The organism is Microbacterium sp. DMC48 (assembly GCF_056313825.1).
Window position 1 is genome coordinate 445,585 of record NZ_JBQUZN010000005.1, and the last position, 17,989, is coordinate 463,573.

Sequence of the window (17,989 nt, forward strand, 5' to 3'; positions counted from 1 at the left end):
TGAACGCCGGGCGTCGATCCGGCGGACGAGGGGTAGCGCGTCGAGCCGGAGACGTGCACGACCCTAGCGCGCGAACGGCGGCGCCTGACGTCGCAGACGCAGCCGACCTCCCGTCGCGGCGAACCAGCAGCCGATGAGCACGAGCGGAAAGCCGAGCAGCAGCCCCGGCGACAACGGCTCGCCGAGCAGCAGCACGCCCAGCAGGATCGCGACGACCGGGTTGACGTAGGTGAACAGCGGCGCACGCACGGGACCGACCTCGCCGATGAGCGCGAAGAAGCCCAGGAAGGCCAGCGCGGTGCACAGGATGCCGAGCGCGACGAGCGACAGTCCGCTGCGGACGGTGGGAAGCTCGTGCTGGGTCAGCAGCGCGAACGGCAGGTAGGCGAGGCCGACCGCGAGCAGGGACAGGGTGATGGTGCCGAGCGAGGGGACGTGAGCGAGCTTGGTGGCGATGATGAACGGCGCGATCGCGTAGAGCAGGGCGACGAGCAGGACCTGAGCGATGGCCCCCAGCGCCTGCGCCGGCTCGGCGACGGCGAGGCCGGGGCCGGCGACGATGACCACCAGGCCGGCGAAGCCGACGACGAGTCCGACGGCGCGGGCCGGACTCAGAGCGGACCGGTCGCCGCGCACGAGGGCGATCCCGGTGGCGAACAGCGGGACCGTCGCCACCAGCAGACCGGTGAGCCCGGACGGCAGCGTCTGCTCCGCGTGCCCCAGCAAGAGGAAAGGCCCGGCCATCTCGATGGCCCCGAAGGCCAGCACCCACGGCCAGAGCGCCAGCGCCGGCCGAAGGGCTCGGCGTCGCAGCGCGATGGGCAGCAGCACCGCCGCGCCGAGAAGGGTGCGGCCCGCGACGACGGCGGCCGGTGTCAGCGAGTCGACCGCCTCTTTGATGAACAGGTACGGGATGCCCCACAGCACCGCCATCAGCGCGTACAGCGCCCAGGCACGACCGGAGACGGCCGGCGCCATCAGACGGCCCGGCGCCCCTCGAAGGCGCGCCCGAGGGTGACCTCGTCGGCGTACTCGAGGTCGCCACCCACCGGAAGACCGGACGCCAAGCGGGTCACGCGGATCTCGAGGGTGTGCAGCAGCCGGCTGAGGTAGGTCGCGGTGGCCTCTCCTTCGAGGTTCGGGTTCGTCGCGAGGATGACCTCCTGCACCGTGCCGTCGGCGAGGCGCTGCATCAACTGTGTGATGCGCAGGTCGTCGGGTCCGATGCCGGCGATCGGGCTGATGGCGCCGCCGAGCACGTGGTAGAGCCCACGGAACTCGCGCGTGCGCTCGATGGCCGAAACGTCCTTCGCATCCTCGACCACGCAGATGAAGGTCTGATCACGACGGGGATCGCGGCAGATCGCACAGCGTTCCTGCTCACTCACGTTGCCGCAGATCTCGCAGAAGCGCACGCGTTCGCGAAGCTCACCGAGCAGGTGCGACAGACGCGCGACGTCGAACGTCGGAGTCTGAAGGATATGGAACGCAATCCGCTGCGCCGACTTCGGCCCGATGCCAGGAAGGCGGCCGAACTCGTCGATGAGGTCTTGGACGATGCCGTCGTACATGGCTTAGCTGAACCTCGTCGGCGGTGTGTACGGCTCTTCGCGCACGAACGTCGCCCCCAGCACCTGGCGGACGACCGCCTCACCGACGCGTTCGATGCCGCCGGAACGGGGTGCGCGGGGCGGGGCGGTGCGTTCGACGGCGACGGGCGCGCGCGGCGGCAGCGGAGCGTCGTCCAACGGCGGCGGGAACTCGTCCTCGTCGGGGGCGTCGTCGTCGGTGTGCGTGTACTCCGTCGTCGTCGGCAGCACGGTGCCGTCCCGCGGGATCGTCAATGTACGCACCGGCTCGGCGGTGGCGTCCTCGGGCTCTTCGTCGACTGCCAGCCCGACCGCGGCAGGAGCAGCGGTGGCCAGAGCGGACGCCGCCGTACCACCCGCGGACTCGCTCGGCGCCGAAGCCTGTGGCGCGGGGTCGCTCGGAATCCGCGCCACTGCCCACTCCGTCACCGGCGCGGCAGCGGACGATGCGATGGTCGGCGTCGATCGAGGCCGCTCGCCGCCGTCGGAGCGGGTCGCCCCAGAGGAGCCGCCGTCGGCGCGAGGCCCGTCGGCCGGTGGAGTCGGAGAACCCGAGGCGGGCGGCTCGGCGGTCGCCTCGGCGTCGAACCGCGCCACGTACTTCACGCGGATGCCGAGAACCTCACGGATCGCACCGCGCAGGTCTTCGCTGGGGCCCTTGCCCGCCGCGAGCTTCTTGAACGCGGCGACATCCGCCTGGGTGCGGAAGCTCAGCGTCAGCACGTCGTCGGCGAACGCGACCGGGGTGGCGTCGACGGCGATCATCCACGACGATCGGCTCACGGGCTCCAGACGCTGCAAGATCTCGGGCCACGCGTCACGTACCTGCGCGACGGTGATCGGACCGCTCGGCACGACCGGGGCGGGCGCGGGCTCGGGCTCGGGGCGCTTCGACTCGCTCGCTGCGCTCGCTCGCTCAACGACCGGAACCACCGGGGTCTCGGGGGCGGCAACCGGCGCGGGCGCTGCCGGCGCCGCGGCTACAGTGGTCGCCGCCGCGAGGGCGCCCGACACCGCGGGAGGCACGGCGGGCGTCGCGGGAGGCGCAGCGGGCACCGCGGCGGCGGCATCGGCGGTGTGAGCCAGCACCCGGGCCACGAGCAGCTCGAGCTGCAGGCGCGGAGACGTCGCCCCGCTCATGTCATCGAGGGCGCCGACGACGAGATCGGCGATGCGCGAGAGACGATCGGTGCCGAAGGCAGAGGCCTGACGCCCCATCCGCTCGAGCTCGTCGGCGGGGATGCCGCGCAGCACCGCCCCGGCGCCCTCTCCCGTGGCGGCCACGATGATGAGGTCGCGCAGTCGCTCGAGCAGATCGTCGACGAACCGGCGCGGATCCTGCCCGGTCTGCACGACCCGATCGATGGCAGCGAAGGCGGCGGCCGCGTCGTGCGCAGCGAACGCGGTGACGACCTCGTCGAGCAGCGCGCCGTGGGTGTACCCCAGCAGCGCGACGGCGCGCTCGTACCGCACCGTCGCCCCGTTCTCGCCGTCCACGGGGTCGGAGCCGGCGATGAGCTGATCGAGCAGCGACAGGGTGTCGCGTGGCGAGCCGCCGCCGGCCCGCACCACCAGCGGAAGCACGCCGGCTTCGGTCTGCACCCCTTCCTGGACGCAGAGCTGTTCGACGTACTCGAGCATCGCCGCGGGAGCGACCAGGCGGAAGGGATAGTGGTGGGTGCGCGAGCGGATCGTGCCGATGACCTTTTCGGGCTCGGTGGTGGCGAAGATGAACTTGACGTGCTCCGGCGGCTCCTCGACGAGCTTGAGCAGGGCGTTGAAGCCCTGCGCGGTCACCATGTGCGCCTCGTCGAGGATGAAGATCTTGAAGCGGTCGCGCGCGGGGGCGAAGATCGCGCGCTCGCGCAGATCGCGGGCGTCGTCGACACCGTTGTGTGATGCCGCGTCGATCTCGACCACATCGAGTGAACCTCCGCCGCCGCGGCTGAGCTCGACACAGCTGTCGCAGACACCACAGGGCGTGTCGGTCGGGCCGGCCGCGCAGTTCAAGCAGCGCGCGAGGATGCGGGCCGACGTCGTCTTGCCGCAGCCGCGCGGACCGCTGAAGAGGTAGGCGTGGCCGACGCGGTCGCTGCGCAGCGCCGTCATGAGCGGTTCGGTGACCTGCGCCTGCCCGATCATCTCGCCGAACGTTTCCGGTCGGTAGCGGCGGTACAGGGCGGTGGTCACCAGAACAGACTACGGTGTGCTCCCGACATCCAGGTCGGGAACATCGCCGGGTGCGGAGCGTTGAAGCGGACATGAGCATCGACGTCCCCACCGCGACGGTGGACGTCATCGTCATCGGTGCCGGCCAGGCGGGCCTGTCGGCCGCATACCATCTGCGTCGCCGCGGCTTCGTCCCCGCACCCAGCGACGGCGACGGCGACGACCGCACCTTCGCGGTGCTCGACGCCGACTCCGCCCCCGGCGGGGCGTGGCAGCATCGCTGGCGGTCACTGCGGATGGGAACGGTCAACGGCATCTACGAGCTTCCGGGCGCACCCGTGCCGCCCGCCGATCCGACGGCGCCGAGCGCGGACGTGCTGCCCGCGTACTTCGCGGACTACGAGCGTCGCTTCGATCTGCGCGTGCACCGTCCGGTGATCGTGCGCGCGGTTCGCCGTGTCGACGACGACCCGAACGGTCTCCTGCGCGTCGAGACCGACCGAGGCGTATGGTTCGCGCGGTACGTCATCAACGCGACCGGCACGTGGCGACGCCCGTTCTGGCCCCACTACCCCGGCCAGGAGGACTTCGCCGGACGTCAGCTGCACGTGCACGACTACGTGTCGGCCGACGAGTTCGCCGGGCAGCGCGTCGTCATCGTCGGCGCGGGGATCTCGGCCGTGCAGCTGCTGGAGGAAATCTCCCACGTCGCCGACACGTTCTGGGTCACGCGCGCAGACGTGCGATGGGATGCCGCGGAGTTCGACACCGCCGCGCGCGTCGCCGCGATCGCCGGCGTCGAGGAGCGCGTGCGCCGCGGCGACCCGCCGGGAAGCGTCATCTCCGTCACGGGCCAGCACTGGACACCGTGGGCGCGAGCCGCTGAGAAACGCGGAGTGCTGGTGCGCCACCCCATGTTCGAGCGCATCGAAGAGCACGGCGTGCGCATGCCGGACGGCACGTTCGAACCCGCCGACGCGATCCTGTGGGCCACGGGCTTCCGCGCCGACATCGCCCACCTCTCCCCCCTCGGCCTGCGGACCGCGGCGGGCGGAGTCCGCGTGGCGAACGGTCGCGCGCTCGACGATAGGCGCCTGTTCCTCATCGGCTACGGCCCTTCGCAGTCCACGGTCGGCGCCAACCGCGCGGGGCGCGACGCGGCGCGCGCCATCGCCGCCGAAACGGATGCGCACCGCAGCCCTGGTGCGGGCCCATCGATGTCGCGCACCGTCGCCTCCGCGACGGCGTGACGGGACTCAGGAGTCGATGCCGAGGTTCGCGTCGTCGCCCGGCATCGCCCCGGCGATCGGGATGCTGCCGGTGATCACCGGAATCGAGGTCGTCATCGTCGGCACGGAAGCCGACAGCAACGTGCCGTCTTCGCGCAGGGCGTCGCCGATGTCGCTGATCGTGGGACGCCCCGACAGCTCAGGCCCCTGACCGCGCAGCGGCACCGTCAACGTCGACTCCGGTCCGACGACGAACGTCTCGCCGCGCACCGAGAAGGAGACCGGCTCGCCGGCACCGGCATCCACGCGCAGCTGCTCCGCGGTGATCTCGATCTTCAGCGGCGTGCCCTGCCAGCGCAGGGTGAACGACAGTGACGGCCAGGCCTTGGGCAGGCGCGGATCGAAGCTCAGCTCGCCGTAGTGATCCCGCATGCCGCCGAAGCCGGCGACCAGCGCGGTCCAGACGCCGCCGGCGGAGGCCACGTGCACCCCGTCGGACGCGTTGTGGTGCAGGTCGCCGAGGTCGACGAAGATCGACTGCGAGAAGTACTCCAGAGCCAGATCTTGGTACCCGACCTCTGCCGCAAGGATCGCCTGGACGACCGCCGACAGCGTCGAATCTCCCGTCGTCAGCGGGTCGTAGTACTCGAAATCGGCCAGCTTCTCCTCGTCGGTGAAGTGATTGCCCTGCAGGTACAGCGCCAGCACGACATCGGCCTGCTTGAGCACCTGGTACCGGTAGATCACGAGCGGGTGGAAGTGCAGCAGCAGCGGACGCTGCTCCCGCGGCGTGTTCTCCAGATCCCATACCTCGCGCTCGAGGAACACCTCGTCCTGAGGATGGATGCCGAGGCCCTCGCTGTACGGGATGTGCATCGCCTCCGCGGCGGCATCCCACGCGTCCGCCTCCGACGGGTCGAACGAGAGACGCTCCACCATCTGCGCGTAGTGCTCCGGCGCATCCTGCGCCATCTCACGCACGATACGCGCCGCGAAACGCAGGTTGAAGCGCGCCATCACGTTCGTGAACAGGTTGTCGTTGACGACCGTCGTGTACTCGTCGGGACCGGTGACGCCGTGGATGTGGAACACCTCGGGCTGGCCGTCCTCGGTGAAGCGCCAGAACCCGAGCGTGGCCCAGAGCCGCGCCGTCTCGACGGCGATGTCCACGCCCTCGCGGTACAGGAACTCGTCGTCGCCCGTGGCACGCACGTACTTGGCGAGCGCGAAGCTGACGTCGGCGTTGATGTGGTACTGCGCGGTGCCGGCGGCGTAGTAGGCCGACGCCTCCTCACCGCTGATCGTGCGCCACGGGAAGAGGGCGCCCGCCTCGTTGAGCTGAGCGGCACGACGACGCGCGGCCGGCAGCATGAGGTAGCGCATCCGCAGCGCGTTGCGAGCCCAGAGAGGGGTCGTGTACATGAGGAACGGGAGCACGTAGATCTCGGTGTCCCAGAAGTAGTGACCGCTGTACCCCGAGCCCGACACGCCCTTGGCGGGAACGCCCTGACCGTCGGCGCGGGCCGCTGCCTGCGCGAGCTGGAACAGGCACCAGCGTGTCGCCTGCTGCAGGTCGTCGTGACCGCCGATGGCGACGTCGGAACGGTCCCAGAACGCGTCCATCCAGGCCCGCTGGCGCTCGAACTGCCGAGAGACGCCCTCGGCACCCACGCGATCGAGCGCGCGGCGACCCCGATCGACGAGCTCGCGCGCGGGGACGCCGCGCGACGTGTGATAGCTGACGAGCTTCGTGACCGTCACCGGCACGCCCGCCTTCGCCTGTACGCGATAGACGTTCTTCGCGATGTCGGGTTCGATGAGCGTGCGCGAGGAGTACTCGTTCTCGGTGTCGACGATGTGGTCGGCGACGACCGCCATCGTCATCCCCGACGCGTTCACCCGGTACGACAGGGCGACGCGGTCGCCGTCCTGCCAGTACTCCTCGGGGTGCAGGACGCGGTCTTCGATCTTCTCCGCCTTGCGCGGGTCGAAGCCCTTCTTCGCAGCGCCGCCGGGCGCCGATCCACCGTAGACGTCTTGCCCGTCCTGGCGGTTGACGATCTGGCAGCTGATCGTCACCGGCGCATCGCTGTTGAGCACCGTCACGGTGACGCGCATGACGGCGAGATGACGCTCCTCGAAGGAGACCATCCGCTCGAAGTCGATCACGACGTCCTTGCCGCTGGGCGTCATCCACCGGATGTGACGCGTGAGCGTGCCCGCGCGCATGTCCAACGCGCGCTCGTACTCGCGGATGTCGGCGACGTCGAACGACAGGGGCTCATCGTCGACGTAGACGCGCATGACCTTGGCGTCCGGAGCGTTGATGATCGTCTGCCCGACCTCGGCGAAGCCGTAGGCCTGCTCGGCGTGACGGATCGGGAAGATCTCGTGGAAGCCGTTGATGAACGTGCCGTGCTCGTGGGCGTGGCGGCCCTCGGGCTGATTGCCGCGCAGGCCCAGATAGCCGTTGCCGAGCGCGAACAGCGTCTCGGTGACCCCGACGTCGTCCAGGGAGAAGCGCGTCTCCACGAGGCGCCACGGGTCGATCGGAAAACGGTCGCGATCCATCCTGTCCATCCTTTCGTCGGAAGGGCCGGTCATCGGGTGACGAAAGCCGAGAGATCGTCGACGACGAGCGTCGCGCCGAGATCGAGCAGCGCCTGCGCCCCGGCGCCGCGGTCGACGCCCACGACGAGGCCGAAGCCGGCGGCCGCCGCCGACGCGACGCCGGAGTGGGCGTCTTCGACCGCGGCGCTGCGGGCGGGATCGACGCCGAGCATGCGGGCACCGGCCGCGAACATGTCGGGGGCGGGCTTGGAGCGAAGCCCCTCTCGCGCCGAGACCACCCCATCGACGACGACGGGGAAGAACTCACGGATGCCGGCGATCGTCAGCACCTCTTCGGCGTTCTTCGAGCTCGACACGACGCCGATCGGAGTCCCCGCGGCGCGCAGCTGCTCGATCAGCGCGAGAGAGCCCGGATACGGGGCGATGCCGTCGGTGCGCAGCACGCGGGCGAACACCTCGTTCTTGCGGTTGCCGATGCCGCAGACCGTGTCGGCGGTGATCGGGTCGGACGGGTCCCCCCACGGCACTTCCACGTCGCGCGAGCGCAGGAGGCTCGCGACGCCGTCGTAGCGCTGCTTTCCGTCGAGGTAGCGGAAGTAGTCGTCCTCCGTGTACGGCGGCTCGATCCCCCACGAGGTGAACAGCTCGGTGAACATCGACTGCCACGCGTGCATGTGCACGTCGGCCGTCGGCGTCAGCACGCCGTCCAGGTCGAAGAGCACGCCGTCGAGTGCGCGCAGGTCGGGAAGCTCGGGAAGCTCGGCTGTCACGGGTTCAGCGTAGTGGCCCGCTGCGCCGTGCGCGTCACGAAGCGACGACCGCGAGGGTCTGCCGCGCGATCTCGAGCTCCTCGTTGGTGGGAACGACGAGCACGGTGACGGCGGAGTCGTCGGTGGAGATGGTGCGGATGCCGCGTTCGCGGGCCTCGTTGCGCGTCGGATCGATGCGGATGCCGAGGAATCCCAGCGTCGCCATCGCCTCCGCCCGCACGAGAGGGGAGTTCTCCCCCACCCCGGCGGTGAACGAGATGACATCCACGCCGCCGAGCTGTGCGATGTAGGCGCCGATATAGGCACGCAGTCGGTGGATGTAGACGTCGAAGGCGAGCATGGCCGCCCCCGCACCCTCGGCGCGGCGCTCCTCGATGTCACGCATGTCCGACACGCCGGCCAGCCCCAGCACACCGCTGCGCTTGTTGAGGAACTCGTCCAGCTCCCCGGGGCTCATGTCCTCGCGACGGGCGAGCACGAGCAGCACCGAGGGGTCGAGGTCGCCGGAGCGGGTGCCCATGACCAGGCCTTCCAGGGGGGTGAGGCCCATTGAGGTGTCGACGGAGTGCCCACCGTCGATCGCGGTGATGGAGGCGCCGTTGCCCAGGTGCAGCACGAGCTGCTTGAGCTCTCGCAGAGGCCGCTCCACATACGCCGCGGCGGCCTCGCTGACGAACTTGTGACTGGTGCCGTGGAAGCCGTAGCGGCGGATGCGGTGCTTGCGCGCGATCGTCTGGTCGATCGCATAGGTGTACGCCGCGGGCGGGAGCGTCTGGTGGAAGGCCGTGTCGAACACGGCGACGTGCGGCAGGGCAGGGAACGCGGCGCGCGCGGCGCGGACGCCCTGCAGCGCCCCGGGGTTGTGCAGGGGGGCGAGCACCGACAGCTCGTCGATGTTGATCTCGACCAGATCGTCGATCAGCGTCGGGCGGAAGAAGCGGGCGCCGCCCTGGACGACGCGGTGCCCCACCGCCGACGGCGGGGTCTCGACCAGCGACGGACCGTACTCCTCGAACGCGTCGAGCATCACGCGGAAGCCGGCGGTGTGGTCGGGGATCGGCAGTTCGCGCGAGTGATCGGCATCCCCCACCTTGTGGCGGGCCGAGCCGGTCTCCTGTCCGATGCGCTCGACGAGACCCGACGCGAGCGCCGTCTGGGACTCGACGTCGACGAGCTGATACTTGAACGACGAGGAGCCGCTGTTGATGACGAGGACGACGGTCATGCGTTGTTTCCCTGCTGCTGGTTCTGCGCCTGGATCGCGGTGATGGCGATCGTGTTGACGATGTCTTCGACCAGCGCGCCGCGCGACAGGTCGTTGATGGGCTTGTTGAGTCCCTGGAGCACCGGCCCCATGGCGATCGCACCCGCCGAGCGCTGCACCGCCTTGTACGTGTTGTTTCCGGTGTTGAGGTCGGGGAAGACGAACACGGTCGCCCGTCCCGCGACGGCGGAGTCGGGCATCTTCGCCTTGGCGACGGCAGCGTCGGCCGCGGCGTCGTACTGGATCGGGCCTTCGACCAGCAGCTCGGGGGCGCGCTCGCGGACGAACGCCGTGGCCTCGCGGACCTTGTCGACGTCCTCCCCCGACCCGGACTCGCCGGTGGAGTACGACAGCATCGCGATGCGCGGCTCGATGCCGAACTGACGTGCCGTGGCGGCCGACGAGATGGCGATGTCCGACAGCTGCGCGGCGGTCGGGTCGGGGATCACGGCGCAGTCACCGTAGACAAGCACGCGGTCGGCGAGCGCCATGAGGAACACGCTGGAGACGACTGAGACGCCCGGGCGCGTCTTGATGATCTCGAACGCGGGTCGGATGGTGTGCGCCGTCGTGTGGGCGGCACCCGACACCATGCCGTCGGCCAGCCCCAGGTGCACCATCATCGTGCCGAAGTACGACACGTCGGTGATGGTGTCGGCCGCCTTCTCGTACGTGATGCCCTTGTGCTTGCGCAGCTCGGCGTACTCCTCGGCGAAGCGGTGCACGATCTGCGGGTCGAACGGGCTCAGCACCTGCGCGGCGCTCAGGTCGAGGCCGAGCTCCACCGCGCGACCACGCACCTCCGCCTCGTCGCCGAGGATCGTCAGGTCGGCGATGCCACGGGCGAGCACGGTGGCCGCCGCCCTCAGCACGCGGTCGTCGCCGCCTTCCGGCAGCACGATGCGCTTACGGCCGGTACGGGCGCGCTCCAGGAGCTGGTACTCGAACATCAGCGGCGTCACGACGGTGGAGTGGGCGAGCCCGAGGGCACGCGTGAACTCGTCGGTGTCGACGTGCTGCTCGAACAGGGCCAGCGCCGTGTCGTAGCGGCGCTGCGAGCCGGCGGCGAGGCGGCCGCGGGTGCTCATGACCCGGACGGCGGTGTCGTACGTGTCCAGGTCGGTCTGGATGATCGGAAGCGGCGAGTCCAGGCCCACCATGAGGTCCTGCACGGCCGGTGGCAGCGGGAACGGACCATTGAGGATGATGCCTGCGATCGAGGGGAAGGTGCCCGACGAGTTCGCCAGCAGCAGTCCGAGCAGCACCTCGGTGCGATCGGCCGGCACGATGACGATGGCGCCCTCGGTGAGGCGCGGGAGGATGTTGTTGAGCGACATACCCGCGACGACCACGTCCAGCACTTCGCGCACGAGCAGCGCCTCGTCACCACGGAGAAGCGTGCCGCCGAGGGCGAGCATGATGTCGCGGACGGCCGGGGCTACGAGGAACACGTCTTCGGGGATGGACCACACCGCGACCTCGGCCTCACGATTGCCGTCGACCGCGGGCACGCCGCGCACGACGTCGCCGATCGCCGCGTTGATCTCGTCGAGGTGCGCGGGGTCGGCGCGGTTGGTGATGACCGCGAACAGCTCGGCGCGCTGGTGCGTGATGTCGGTGAGGGCGAGTTCGGTGAGCTGCGCCAGCTGCTGCGGCGTGCGCGGAACGCTCACCCCGAGGCGGTCGCCCTGGTCTGCCCGACCGTTGAGCACGACCAGCACGGGAGCGCCGAGGTTCGCCGCGATGCGGGCGTTGTAGCCGAGCTCGCTGGTCGAGCCGACGTCCGTGAAGTCACTGCCGACCACGACGACCGCGTCGCACTTCGCCTCGACGGCCTTGAACCGCTCGACGATGCGCGAGAGCGCGGCATCCGGGTCTCGTCGCACGTCGTCGTAGGTGACGCCCACGGCCTCCTCGTAGTCGAGGTCGACGCCGATGTGATCGAGGAGCATCTCGAGCACGTAGTCGCGTTCGTCGATCGAACGGGCGATGGCCCGGAACACGCCCACACGGGGAGTGGAACGGGTCAGTGCGTCGAGCACTCCGAGGACGATGGTCGATTTGCCGGACAGCCCCTCGGTGGAGGTGATGTAGATGCTCTGCGCCACGGGTTCCAGCCTAGGTGGGGGGCGCTGCGGCCCGGCAGGGATCTGCCGGAGAAAACCTTCCGGCGGGACGGAAGCCGCGCCGTGTCGGGGCCGCGCGACGAGCCGGGCACCGGAGATTCCGGGCAAAAGAAAGACTCTCCGCGAACCCGGCAGAGCCTGGTTACCCTTGCTACGTTTCCGTCCTGGGGGAGTTGGCCTGGGTGCCGCCTCGCGGAGAGCTGTATGCGAGTTTACCCGACGACGGGCTCCCCCCTCGCCAGCCGGGTTAGCATCGAGCAAGCACCGCCGCTGAGACAGGGAGACGCATGCCCGACCACCCGCTCACCGCCGAATCGTTCGCTCGCGCGGCCGAGGCCGTCGAATCCTCGATCACGCGCGTCATCGACGGCAAACCGGATGCCGTGCGCGCTGCGCTCGTCTGCCTCCTCGCCGAAGGACACCTCCTCATCGAGGATGTGCCCGGGGTCGGTAAGACGATGCTGGCGCGGGCGCTCGCGGCATCCGTCGACGCAAGCGTGCGTCGCATCCAGTTCACGCCCGACCTCCTCCCCGGCGACGTGACGGGGGTGAGTGTCTACAACCCCGTCGATCGCGAGTTCGAATTCAAGCCGGGTGCCGTCTTCGCTCAGATCGTCATCGCCGACGAGATCAACCGGGCCTCACCGAAGACGCAGTCGGCTCTTCTGGAGGCGATGGAGGAGCATCAGGTCACCGTCGACGGCACCAGCCACCCTCTCGCCGACCCGTTCCTCGTCGTCGCGACGCAAAACCCGCTCGAGATGGAGGGCACGTATGCCCTGCCCGAGGCGCAGCGCGACCGCTTCATGATGCGCATCTCCATGGGCTACCCGGATGCCGAGAGCGAAGTCCTGATGCTGCGTCAGCGCGAGCGCATCAACCCTCTCGACGCGCTCACTCCCGTGCTCGGCGCCGGCGACGTCAGGGCCCTCATCGCCTGGGTGCGCGGCGTGCACGTCTCCCCCGCCGTCGAAGAGTACGCCGTCGGGCTGTCGCGGGCGACACGCGAGCACCCCGACCTGCGCCTCGGGGCCAGCCCCCGTGCGACCTTGCAGCTCGTGCGCGCCGCCAAGGTGCGCGCGGCTCTGGACGGACGCGAGTTCGTCATTCCGGATGACGTGGCGGCGCTCGTCGAGCCGGTGTTCGCTCATCGACTGATCGCGTCGCGTGGCACCGCGTCGGCTCGAGGCCGCTCCGGCACGGAGACGATCGGCGCCGTGCTGCGCGCGATCGTCGGCGCGGTGCGCGTGCCGCTCGCGACCCGCTGATCGAGAGCGCCCGATGCCCCGCTGGCCCCTGCTGTCTCGCCTGCCGCTGACCCTGCGCGGCCTGGGCGCACTGGTGCTCGCCGCGGCGTGCGGCATGCTGGCCCAGCGCTTCGGCATCGCGGAGCTCGCCTACGTGGGCGCGCTTTTGGCGGCAGCCGTGGTCGTCAGCGCCGCCACCCTGTACCTGCTCCCGAGCTCCGCGCGGGTGACCCGCGCCTTCTCCCCCGACGTCGCCGCCGCCGGCAGTGAGGTGCGGGTGCGCCTCACCGTCGAGATCCGTTCCTCTCTGCCCACCAGCGAGGCGCGGTGGCGTGACGCCGTGCCCGACGGGGTGGCCGCGGCATCCACGGCCGGCGCCGCGCCGGACGGCGTGCTGCCGCCGACCGGGTCGGCGATCGCCGGCCCGTCGCAGGTCGAGGTCGACTACGCCGTGCGCGCCGAGCGCCGTGGACTTCGCCGCGTGGGGCCCTTGGCACTCGTGACGACCGATCCGTTCGGCTTCACACGGCGGCGCCGGACGGTCGGCGACACCTCGCCGCTGGTGATCGTGCCCGAGATCGTCGATCTCGACGAGCTGCACGACCTCCCCGGCGACGCCGGGGGCAGCACCCGCAGCGTGACGGATCGGATGGGTCAGGGCGCCGACAACCTGATCCCGCGCACGTATGCACCCGGCGACTCGATGCGACGCATCCACTGGCGTGCCAGCGCTCATCGCGACGAGCTGATGGTGCGTCAGGAGGAGCAGGAGACGACCCCCGAAGCCGTCGTCGTGCTCGATCGCGGCGCGGCACGCTGGTCGCCGGCCGCGGGGCGTGCCGCGGGGGCCGACCCCGCCTTCGAGACGGCGGTCTCCGCCTGCGTCTCGACGACGGCGCGATTGGTGCGCGAAGGCTACGTCGTCACCGTGATCGACGCCGACGGCGCCGTGCTGTGCGATCCGATCGAGGGGGGCGACACGGCGGGCGTCGAGCATCTCGCCGTCGCCCTCGCCACGATCACCGCACGGCGCGATCTTCCCCTCGAGGCGCTCGCCCGATTGTTCACGGGAATCGCGGCCGGTCCCGTGATCGTCGTGACCGGTGGCCTCACGACCGCGGACGTCGTCGCGCTCGCCCCCGTGCCGCACCACAGCACCATGCCGATCCTTCTTCCCGTATCAGAGGCACGCGAGGCGCTGGCCGCCGCCTTGGACACCGGCTGGCGCGTCGGCGCGCTGACCGCGGGCGGCGACGTCGCCGCCGCCTGGAGCGACGCGCTGGCGTCGCGCGAGACGCGGAGCGTGCACCATGCCGCCTCGTGAGCGCCGCCGCCGCGGAGAGCTGCGCCTCGCGGTGGCGCTGTGGCTCGGCATCCTCAGCACGCTCGTCCCCCTGACCCGCGTCGTGCAGAGCGGCTCATGGCTGTGGGGCGCGATCGCCCTTCCGTTCGCACTGCTCGCCCTCGGTTACGGGCTGCGCCGCCTGCGACTGCCGGTGATCGTCGTCACGCTCGTCGAGCTCGCCGTGTGGACCGGGGCGGTCACCGCTGTCTTCTTCCCGGCGAACGCCCTCCTGGGCGTGATCCCGACCGGCGGGCTCGTCGAGGCGCTGCCCCGCACGATCGCTGCGGCATCCACATTCATCGCGGACGGCGTCGCTCCCCTGACGCCGACGCAGCCGTTGGTGTTCCTCATCGTCGCATCGCTGGGGCTCTTGACCGTCGCCCTCGATCACGTCGTCGTCACCGCACGGATGCCGCTGCTGGCCAGCGTCGCCCTGGTCGCCGTCTGGCTCATCCCGGCCATCGCCGTACCGGCCGGGGTGGACGTCGTGGCGTTCGTCCTGCTCGCGGCATCCGTGCTGCTGCTCATCCGCGCCGAGACCCGCACCCGCGAGACACCCAGCGCCGCCGCGTCCCCACGCGCCGTCACCGCGCGCGCCGGCGGCGTCGCGGCCGTCGCCACCTCGATCGGCGCCGTCGCGATCATCGCGGCGCTCGCGGTCGGACCCACGCTGCAAGCGTCGGTTCCCGCGGCGGGGTTCGGTACCTCCACGATGATCGATCCGTCGCTGGATCTCGGCAAAGACCTGCGTCGCCAGGACGGCGCGACGGTGCTCACCCTGCGCACCGACGGCACCAGCGTGCCCTACCTGCGCGTGGCGACGCTGTCGCTGTTCGATGGCACGGTGTGGCAGCCCGATCGCACGAGCACGGTCGATCTGAGCGCAGCGCCGCTCGAGCCCGTCGAGCTCTCGGCGGACATCGCCGTCGTACAGACCCGCACGACCGTCGCGATCAAGAACCTCGCGTCGGCGTACGCGCCCGTCCCCTACCCGGCCACCGAGGTCGACGGATTGACCGGGGCGTGGCAGTTCGCCCCGTACAACCGCACCGTCGCCGGCGCGGCCGGAGCGACGCAGGGACAGCAGTACACGGTCGTCTCCGACATCGCCCAGCCGACGCTCGAGCAGATCCGCGCCTCGTCGGCAGGAGGTGCGGGTCTGCGCATCGACGTGGACTCCATCCCGGCAGGCAGCCCGCCGATCATCGCGCAGCTCGCTCGCCAGGTCACCGCGCAGGCCGCCACCGACTACGACAAGCTCATCGCTCTGCAGGACTGGTTCCGCGGTCCGGAGTTCACCTACTCGCTCGACGCGCCGGTGCAGGACGGCTTCGACGGACAGGGCGTCGACGCCGTGGCCGCCTTCCTCCAAGCCAAGACCGGATACTGCGTGCACTTCGCGGGCGCCTTCGCCCTCATGGCTCGCAGCCTCGGCATGCCGACGCGGATCGTGGTCGGGTTCCTTCCCGGCTCGTTCACGGGCCAGGTCATCGACGGCCAGCGCGTCATCGATGTGACGGGGCGCCAACTGCACGCGTGGCCCGAGGTGTACTTCCGCGGCATCGGATGGGTCCCGTTCGAGCCGACCAAAGGCCTCGGCACCGAGACGCGGTTCGACAGCGCCGCCTCGACCGCGACCACGCCGCCGACGACCTCGGCCACTCCGGAGGCGACGACCGCTCCGACGACCGCTCCGACGGCCGACGTGAACGATCCGCAGCAGGGCGCGCAGACGGATGCCGCAGGCTCGGGCCCGACGCTGATCGATCTGCGTCCGCTGCTGAGCATCCTCGGCGCCGTCGTCGTGGTCGCCGCGCTGCCGGGGGTGGCGGGGGCGGTGCGGCGGCTCATGCTGCGCCGGCGCGGAACGGTGGCCGCCGCGTGGCGCCTCGTGCAGGACACCGCGATCGACGCGGGGTTGCCGGTGCCGTCGTCGCGCTCGCCACGCGCCTTCGGCGCCTTCCTGGTCAGCGCCGGGGGCGCCCCCGCGACGCCGATGTCTCAGCTCGTGGCCGCCGTCGAGCGGGCGAACTACGCGGCGGACGCGGCCGGCGCGGGCCCGGATGCCGCCGCGATGAGCGCCGCTGTCGGCATCCGATCGGCCATGCTGGCGGCACTGCCCGCAGCGCGGCGCGCGCGCGTCGTGGCGCTGCCGTGGTCGCTCGTCGTGCGGCCGGGCTCCGGCCTGGCCGATCGCGACGCGCCGGCCTGAACCGGCGCGTCGCGATCAGTCATCAGCGGCGCGCGAGCGCCGGGGCCTGCTCGTCGGCGTCGTCGGCCGAGTCGTCGGCGAACGGCTCGCCGTCGCGCGGCGCGTCGTACAGCTCGCGGTCGAGGATGCCCTCGCGCTTCGCGACGATCGTGGGCACCAGGGCCTGGCCTGCGACGTTGACCGCGGTGCGGCCCATGTCGAGGATCGGGTCGATCGCGAGGAGCAGACCGACACCCTCCAGGGGCAGGCCGAGAGTGGAGAGGGTCAGCGTGAGCATGACCGTCGCGCCGGTGGTGCCGGCCGTGGCCGCCGAGCCCACGACCGAGACGAGCGCGATCAGCAGGTACGACACGATGTTCAGCTCGATGCCGAAGAACTGGGCGACGAAGATCGCGGCGATCGCCGGGTAGATCGCGGCGCAGCCGTCCATCTTGGTCGTGGCGCCCAGCGGCACCGCGAACGAGGCGTACTCGCGCGGCACGCCGAGGTTGCGCTCGGTCACGCGCTGGGTCAGCGGGAGTGTGCCGATCGAGGAGCGCGAGACGAATCCGAGCTGCACGGCCGGCCAGACGCCTGAGAAGTACTGCTTGATCGACAGGCCGTGGCTCTTGACGAGGATCGGGTAGACGACGAACAGCACGAGCACGAGTCCGACGTAGACGGCCACAACGAACCAGACCAGCGTGAGCAGCTTGTCGGTGCCGTACTGCACGACCGCCGATGCGATGAGGCCGAGCGTGCCGAGGGGCGCGATGCGGATGATCCACCAGAGCACTCGCTGCACGATCTTCAGCGACGACTGCGTGAACGCGACGAACGGCTCGGCGCGCTTGCCGACCTTGAGCGCGGCGATGCCGACGGCGACAGAGACCACGATGACCTGGAGCACGTTGAATCCGACCGTCGAGGTGATCGCACCGGAGTCGCTTGCGGAGCTCGAGACGGTCAGACCCAGGACGTTCTGCGGAATGAGGCCCTTGAGGAAGTTCCACCACGTGCCGACCGTGTAGGGGGCGCCGGTCGTGAGCTGGTCGTGGGCGACGCGGTTACCGGGCTGGATCGTGATGCCCAGGACGATGCCGATGGTCACGGCGATGAGCGCCGTGATCCCGAACCACAGCAGGGTCTGACCCGCCAGCCGCGCGGCGTTGGTCACGTTGCGCAGTTGCGTGATGCTGGCGACGACCGCGAGGAAGATGAGCGGGACGACGGCAGCCTTCAGCAGCGTCACGTAGGACGAACCGATGGTCGACAGGGTCGCGGACAGGCCGTTGGGGTTGCCCGCGGCATCCGGACCGAGGTTCAGGGCGAGGATGCCGAGCAGGATGCCGGCGATCAGCGCGACCGTGATCTGGAAGCCGAACGAGCGGTAGAACGGCTTCTTCGGCTTGGGCGGACGCGCGGCGGGCGCGGTGGTGCTGGTGGAACTCATGAGGGGGGATATCTCCTGTTTCGGCGGATGCCGGG

Annotated in this window: 12 protein-coding genes and 1 other RNA gene; 4 read left to right on the forward strand and 9 right to left on the reverse strand. The window is 70.7% G+C overall.

What is annotated here, in order from left to right:
- Window positions 1–63: 63 nt before the first annotated feature.
- From ACT53O_RS11255 to ACT53O_RS11265, 3 genes are read right to left on the reverse strand one after another with little or no spacing between them, the layout of a single operon-like run.
- Window positions 64–978, reverse strand: a complete 915-nt coding sequence (locus ACT53O_RS11255) for a DMT family transporter (RefSeq protein ID WP_295776119.1) — start codon at window positions 976–978, stop codon at window positions 64–66.
- Window positions 978–1,571 carry a recombination mediator RecR gene (recR, locus tag ACT53O_RS11260; protein ID WP_036286253.1) on the reverse strand — a complete coding sequence of 198 codons (594 nt, stop codon included), beginning with the start codon at window positions 1,569–1,571 and terminating at the stop codon, window positions 978–980. The genes ACT53O_RS11255 and recR overlap by 1 nt, the downstream gene beginning before the upstream one ends.
- A gap of 3 nt (window positions 1,572–1,574) precedes the next feature.
- Window positions 1,575–3,779 carry a DNA polymerase III subunit gamma and tau gene (locus tag ACT53O_RS11265; protein ID WP_204359844.1) on the reverse strand — a complete coding sequence of 735 codons (2,205 nt, stop codon included), beginning with the start codon at window positions 3,777–3,779 and terminating at the stop codon, window positions 1,575–1,577.
- Window positions 3,780–3,850: 71 nt separating this feature from the next.
- Between ACT53O_RS11265 and ACT53O_RS11270 the strand changes: the two genes are divergently transcribed.
- Entirely contained in the window at window positions 3,851–5,008 is a 1,158-nt protein-coding gene (locus ACT53O_RS11270; RefSeq protein ID WP_476152452.1) for an NAD(P)-binding domain-containing protein, read from the forward strand.
- Window positions 5,009–5,014: 6 nt separating this feature from the next.
- Here ACT53O_RS11270 and ACT53O_RS11275 read toward each other — a convergent pair whose 3' ends face one another.
- From ACT53O_RS11275 to ffs, 5 genes are all read right to left on the reverse strand, one after another.
- Entirely contained in the window at window positions 5,015–7,558 is a 2,544-nt protein-coding gene (locus ACT53O_RS11275; RefSeq protein ID WP_347417581.1) for a glycoside hydrolase family 65 protein, read from the reverse strand.
- 29 nt (window positions 7,559–7,587) lie between these two features.
- Window positions 7,588–8,328 carry an HAD family hydrolase gene (locus ACT53O_RS11280; RefSeq protein ID WP_036315470.1) on the reverse strand — a complete coding sequence of 247 codons (741 nt, stop codon included), beginning with the start codon at window positions 8,326–8,328 and terminating at the stop codon, window positions 7,588–7,590.
- Window positions 8,329–8,362: 34 nt separating this feature from the next.
- A complete protein-coding gene (locus ACT53O_RS11285; protein WP_036315461.1) occupies window positions 8,363–9,553 on the reverse strand; it encodes an acetate/propionate family kinase in 1,191 nt (396 codons plus the stop codon).
- Window positions 9,550–11,700 carry a phosphate acetyltransferase gene (pta, locus tag ACT53O_RS11290; RefSeq protein WP_039411671.1) on the reverse strand — a complete coding sequence of 717 codons (2,151 nt, stop codon included), beginning with the start codon at window positions 11,698–11,700 and terminating at the stop codon, window positions 9,550–9,552. The genes ACT53O_RS11285 and pta overlap by 4 nt, the downstream gene beginning before the upstream one ends.
- Window positions 11,701–11,826: 126 nt before the next feature.
- Window positions 11,827–11,923, reverse strand: an RNA gene (ffs, locus tag ACT53O_RS11295) — signal recognition particle sRNA small type.
- A gap of 82 nt (window positions 11,924–12,005) precedes the next feature.
- On the opposite strand from ffs, the gene ACT53O_RS11300 reads away from it, so the two are divergent.
- Genes ACT53O_RS11300 through ACT53O_RS11310 form a run of 3 tightly spaced genes read left to right on the forward strand, consistent with a single transcriptional unit; the run spans window position 12,006 to window position 16,522 of the window.
- Entirely contained in the window at window positions 12,006–12,986 is a 981-nt protein-coding gene (locus ACT53O_RS11300; protein WP_347417582.1) for an AAA family ATPase, read from the forward strand.
- 13 nt (window positions 12,987–12,999) lie between these two features.
- Entirely contained in the window at window positions 13,000–14,289 is a 1,290-nt protein-coding gene (locus tag ACT53O_RS11305; RefSeq protein ID WP_476152456.1) for a DUF58 domain-containing protein, read from the forward strand.
- A complete protein-coding gene (locus tag ACT53O_RS11310) occupies window positions 14,276–16,522 on the forward strand; it encodes a transglutaminase TgpA family protein (protein ID WP_476152458.1) in 2,247 nt (748 codons plus the stop codon). The genes ACT53O_RS11305 and ACT53O_RS11310 overlap by 14 nt, the downstream gene beginning before the upstream one ends.
- Window positions 16,523–16,544: 22 nt before the next feature.
- On the opposite strand, the gene ACT53O_RS11315 is transcribed toward ACT53O_RS11310, so the two are convergent.
- Complete coding sequence (locus tag ACT53O_RS11315; RefSeq protein ID WP_476152460.1) at window positions 16,545–17,954, reverse strand: dicarboxylate/amino acid:cation symporter; 1,410 nt, start codon at window positions 17,952–17,954, stop codon at window positions 16,545–16,547.
- Window positions 17,955–17,989 lie beyond the last annotated feature (35 nt).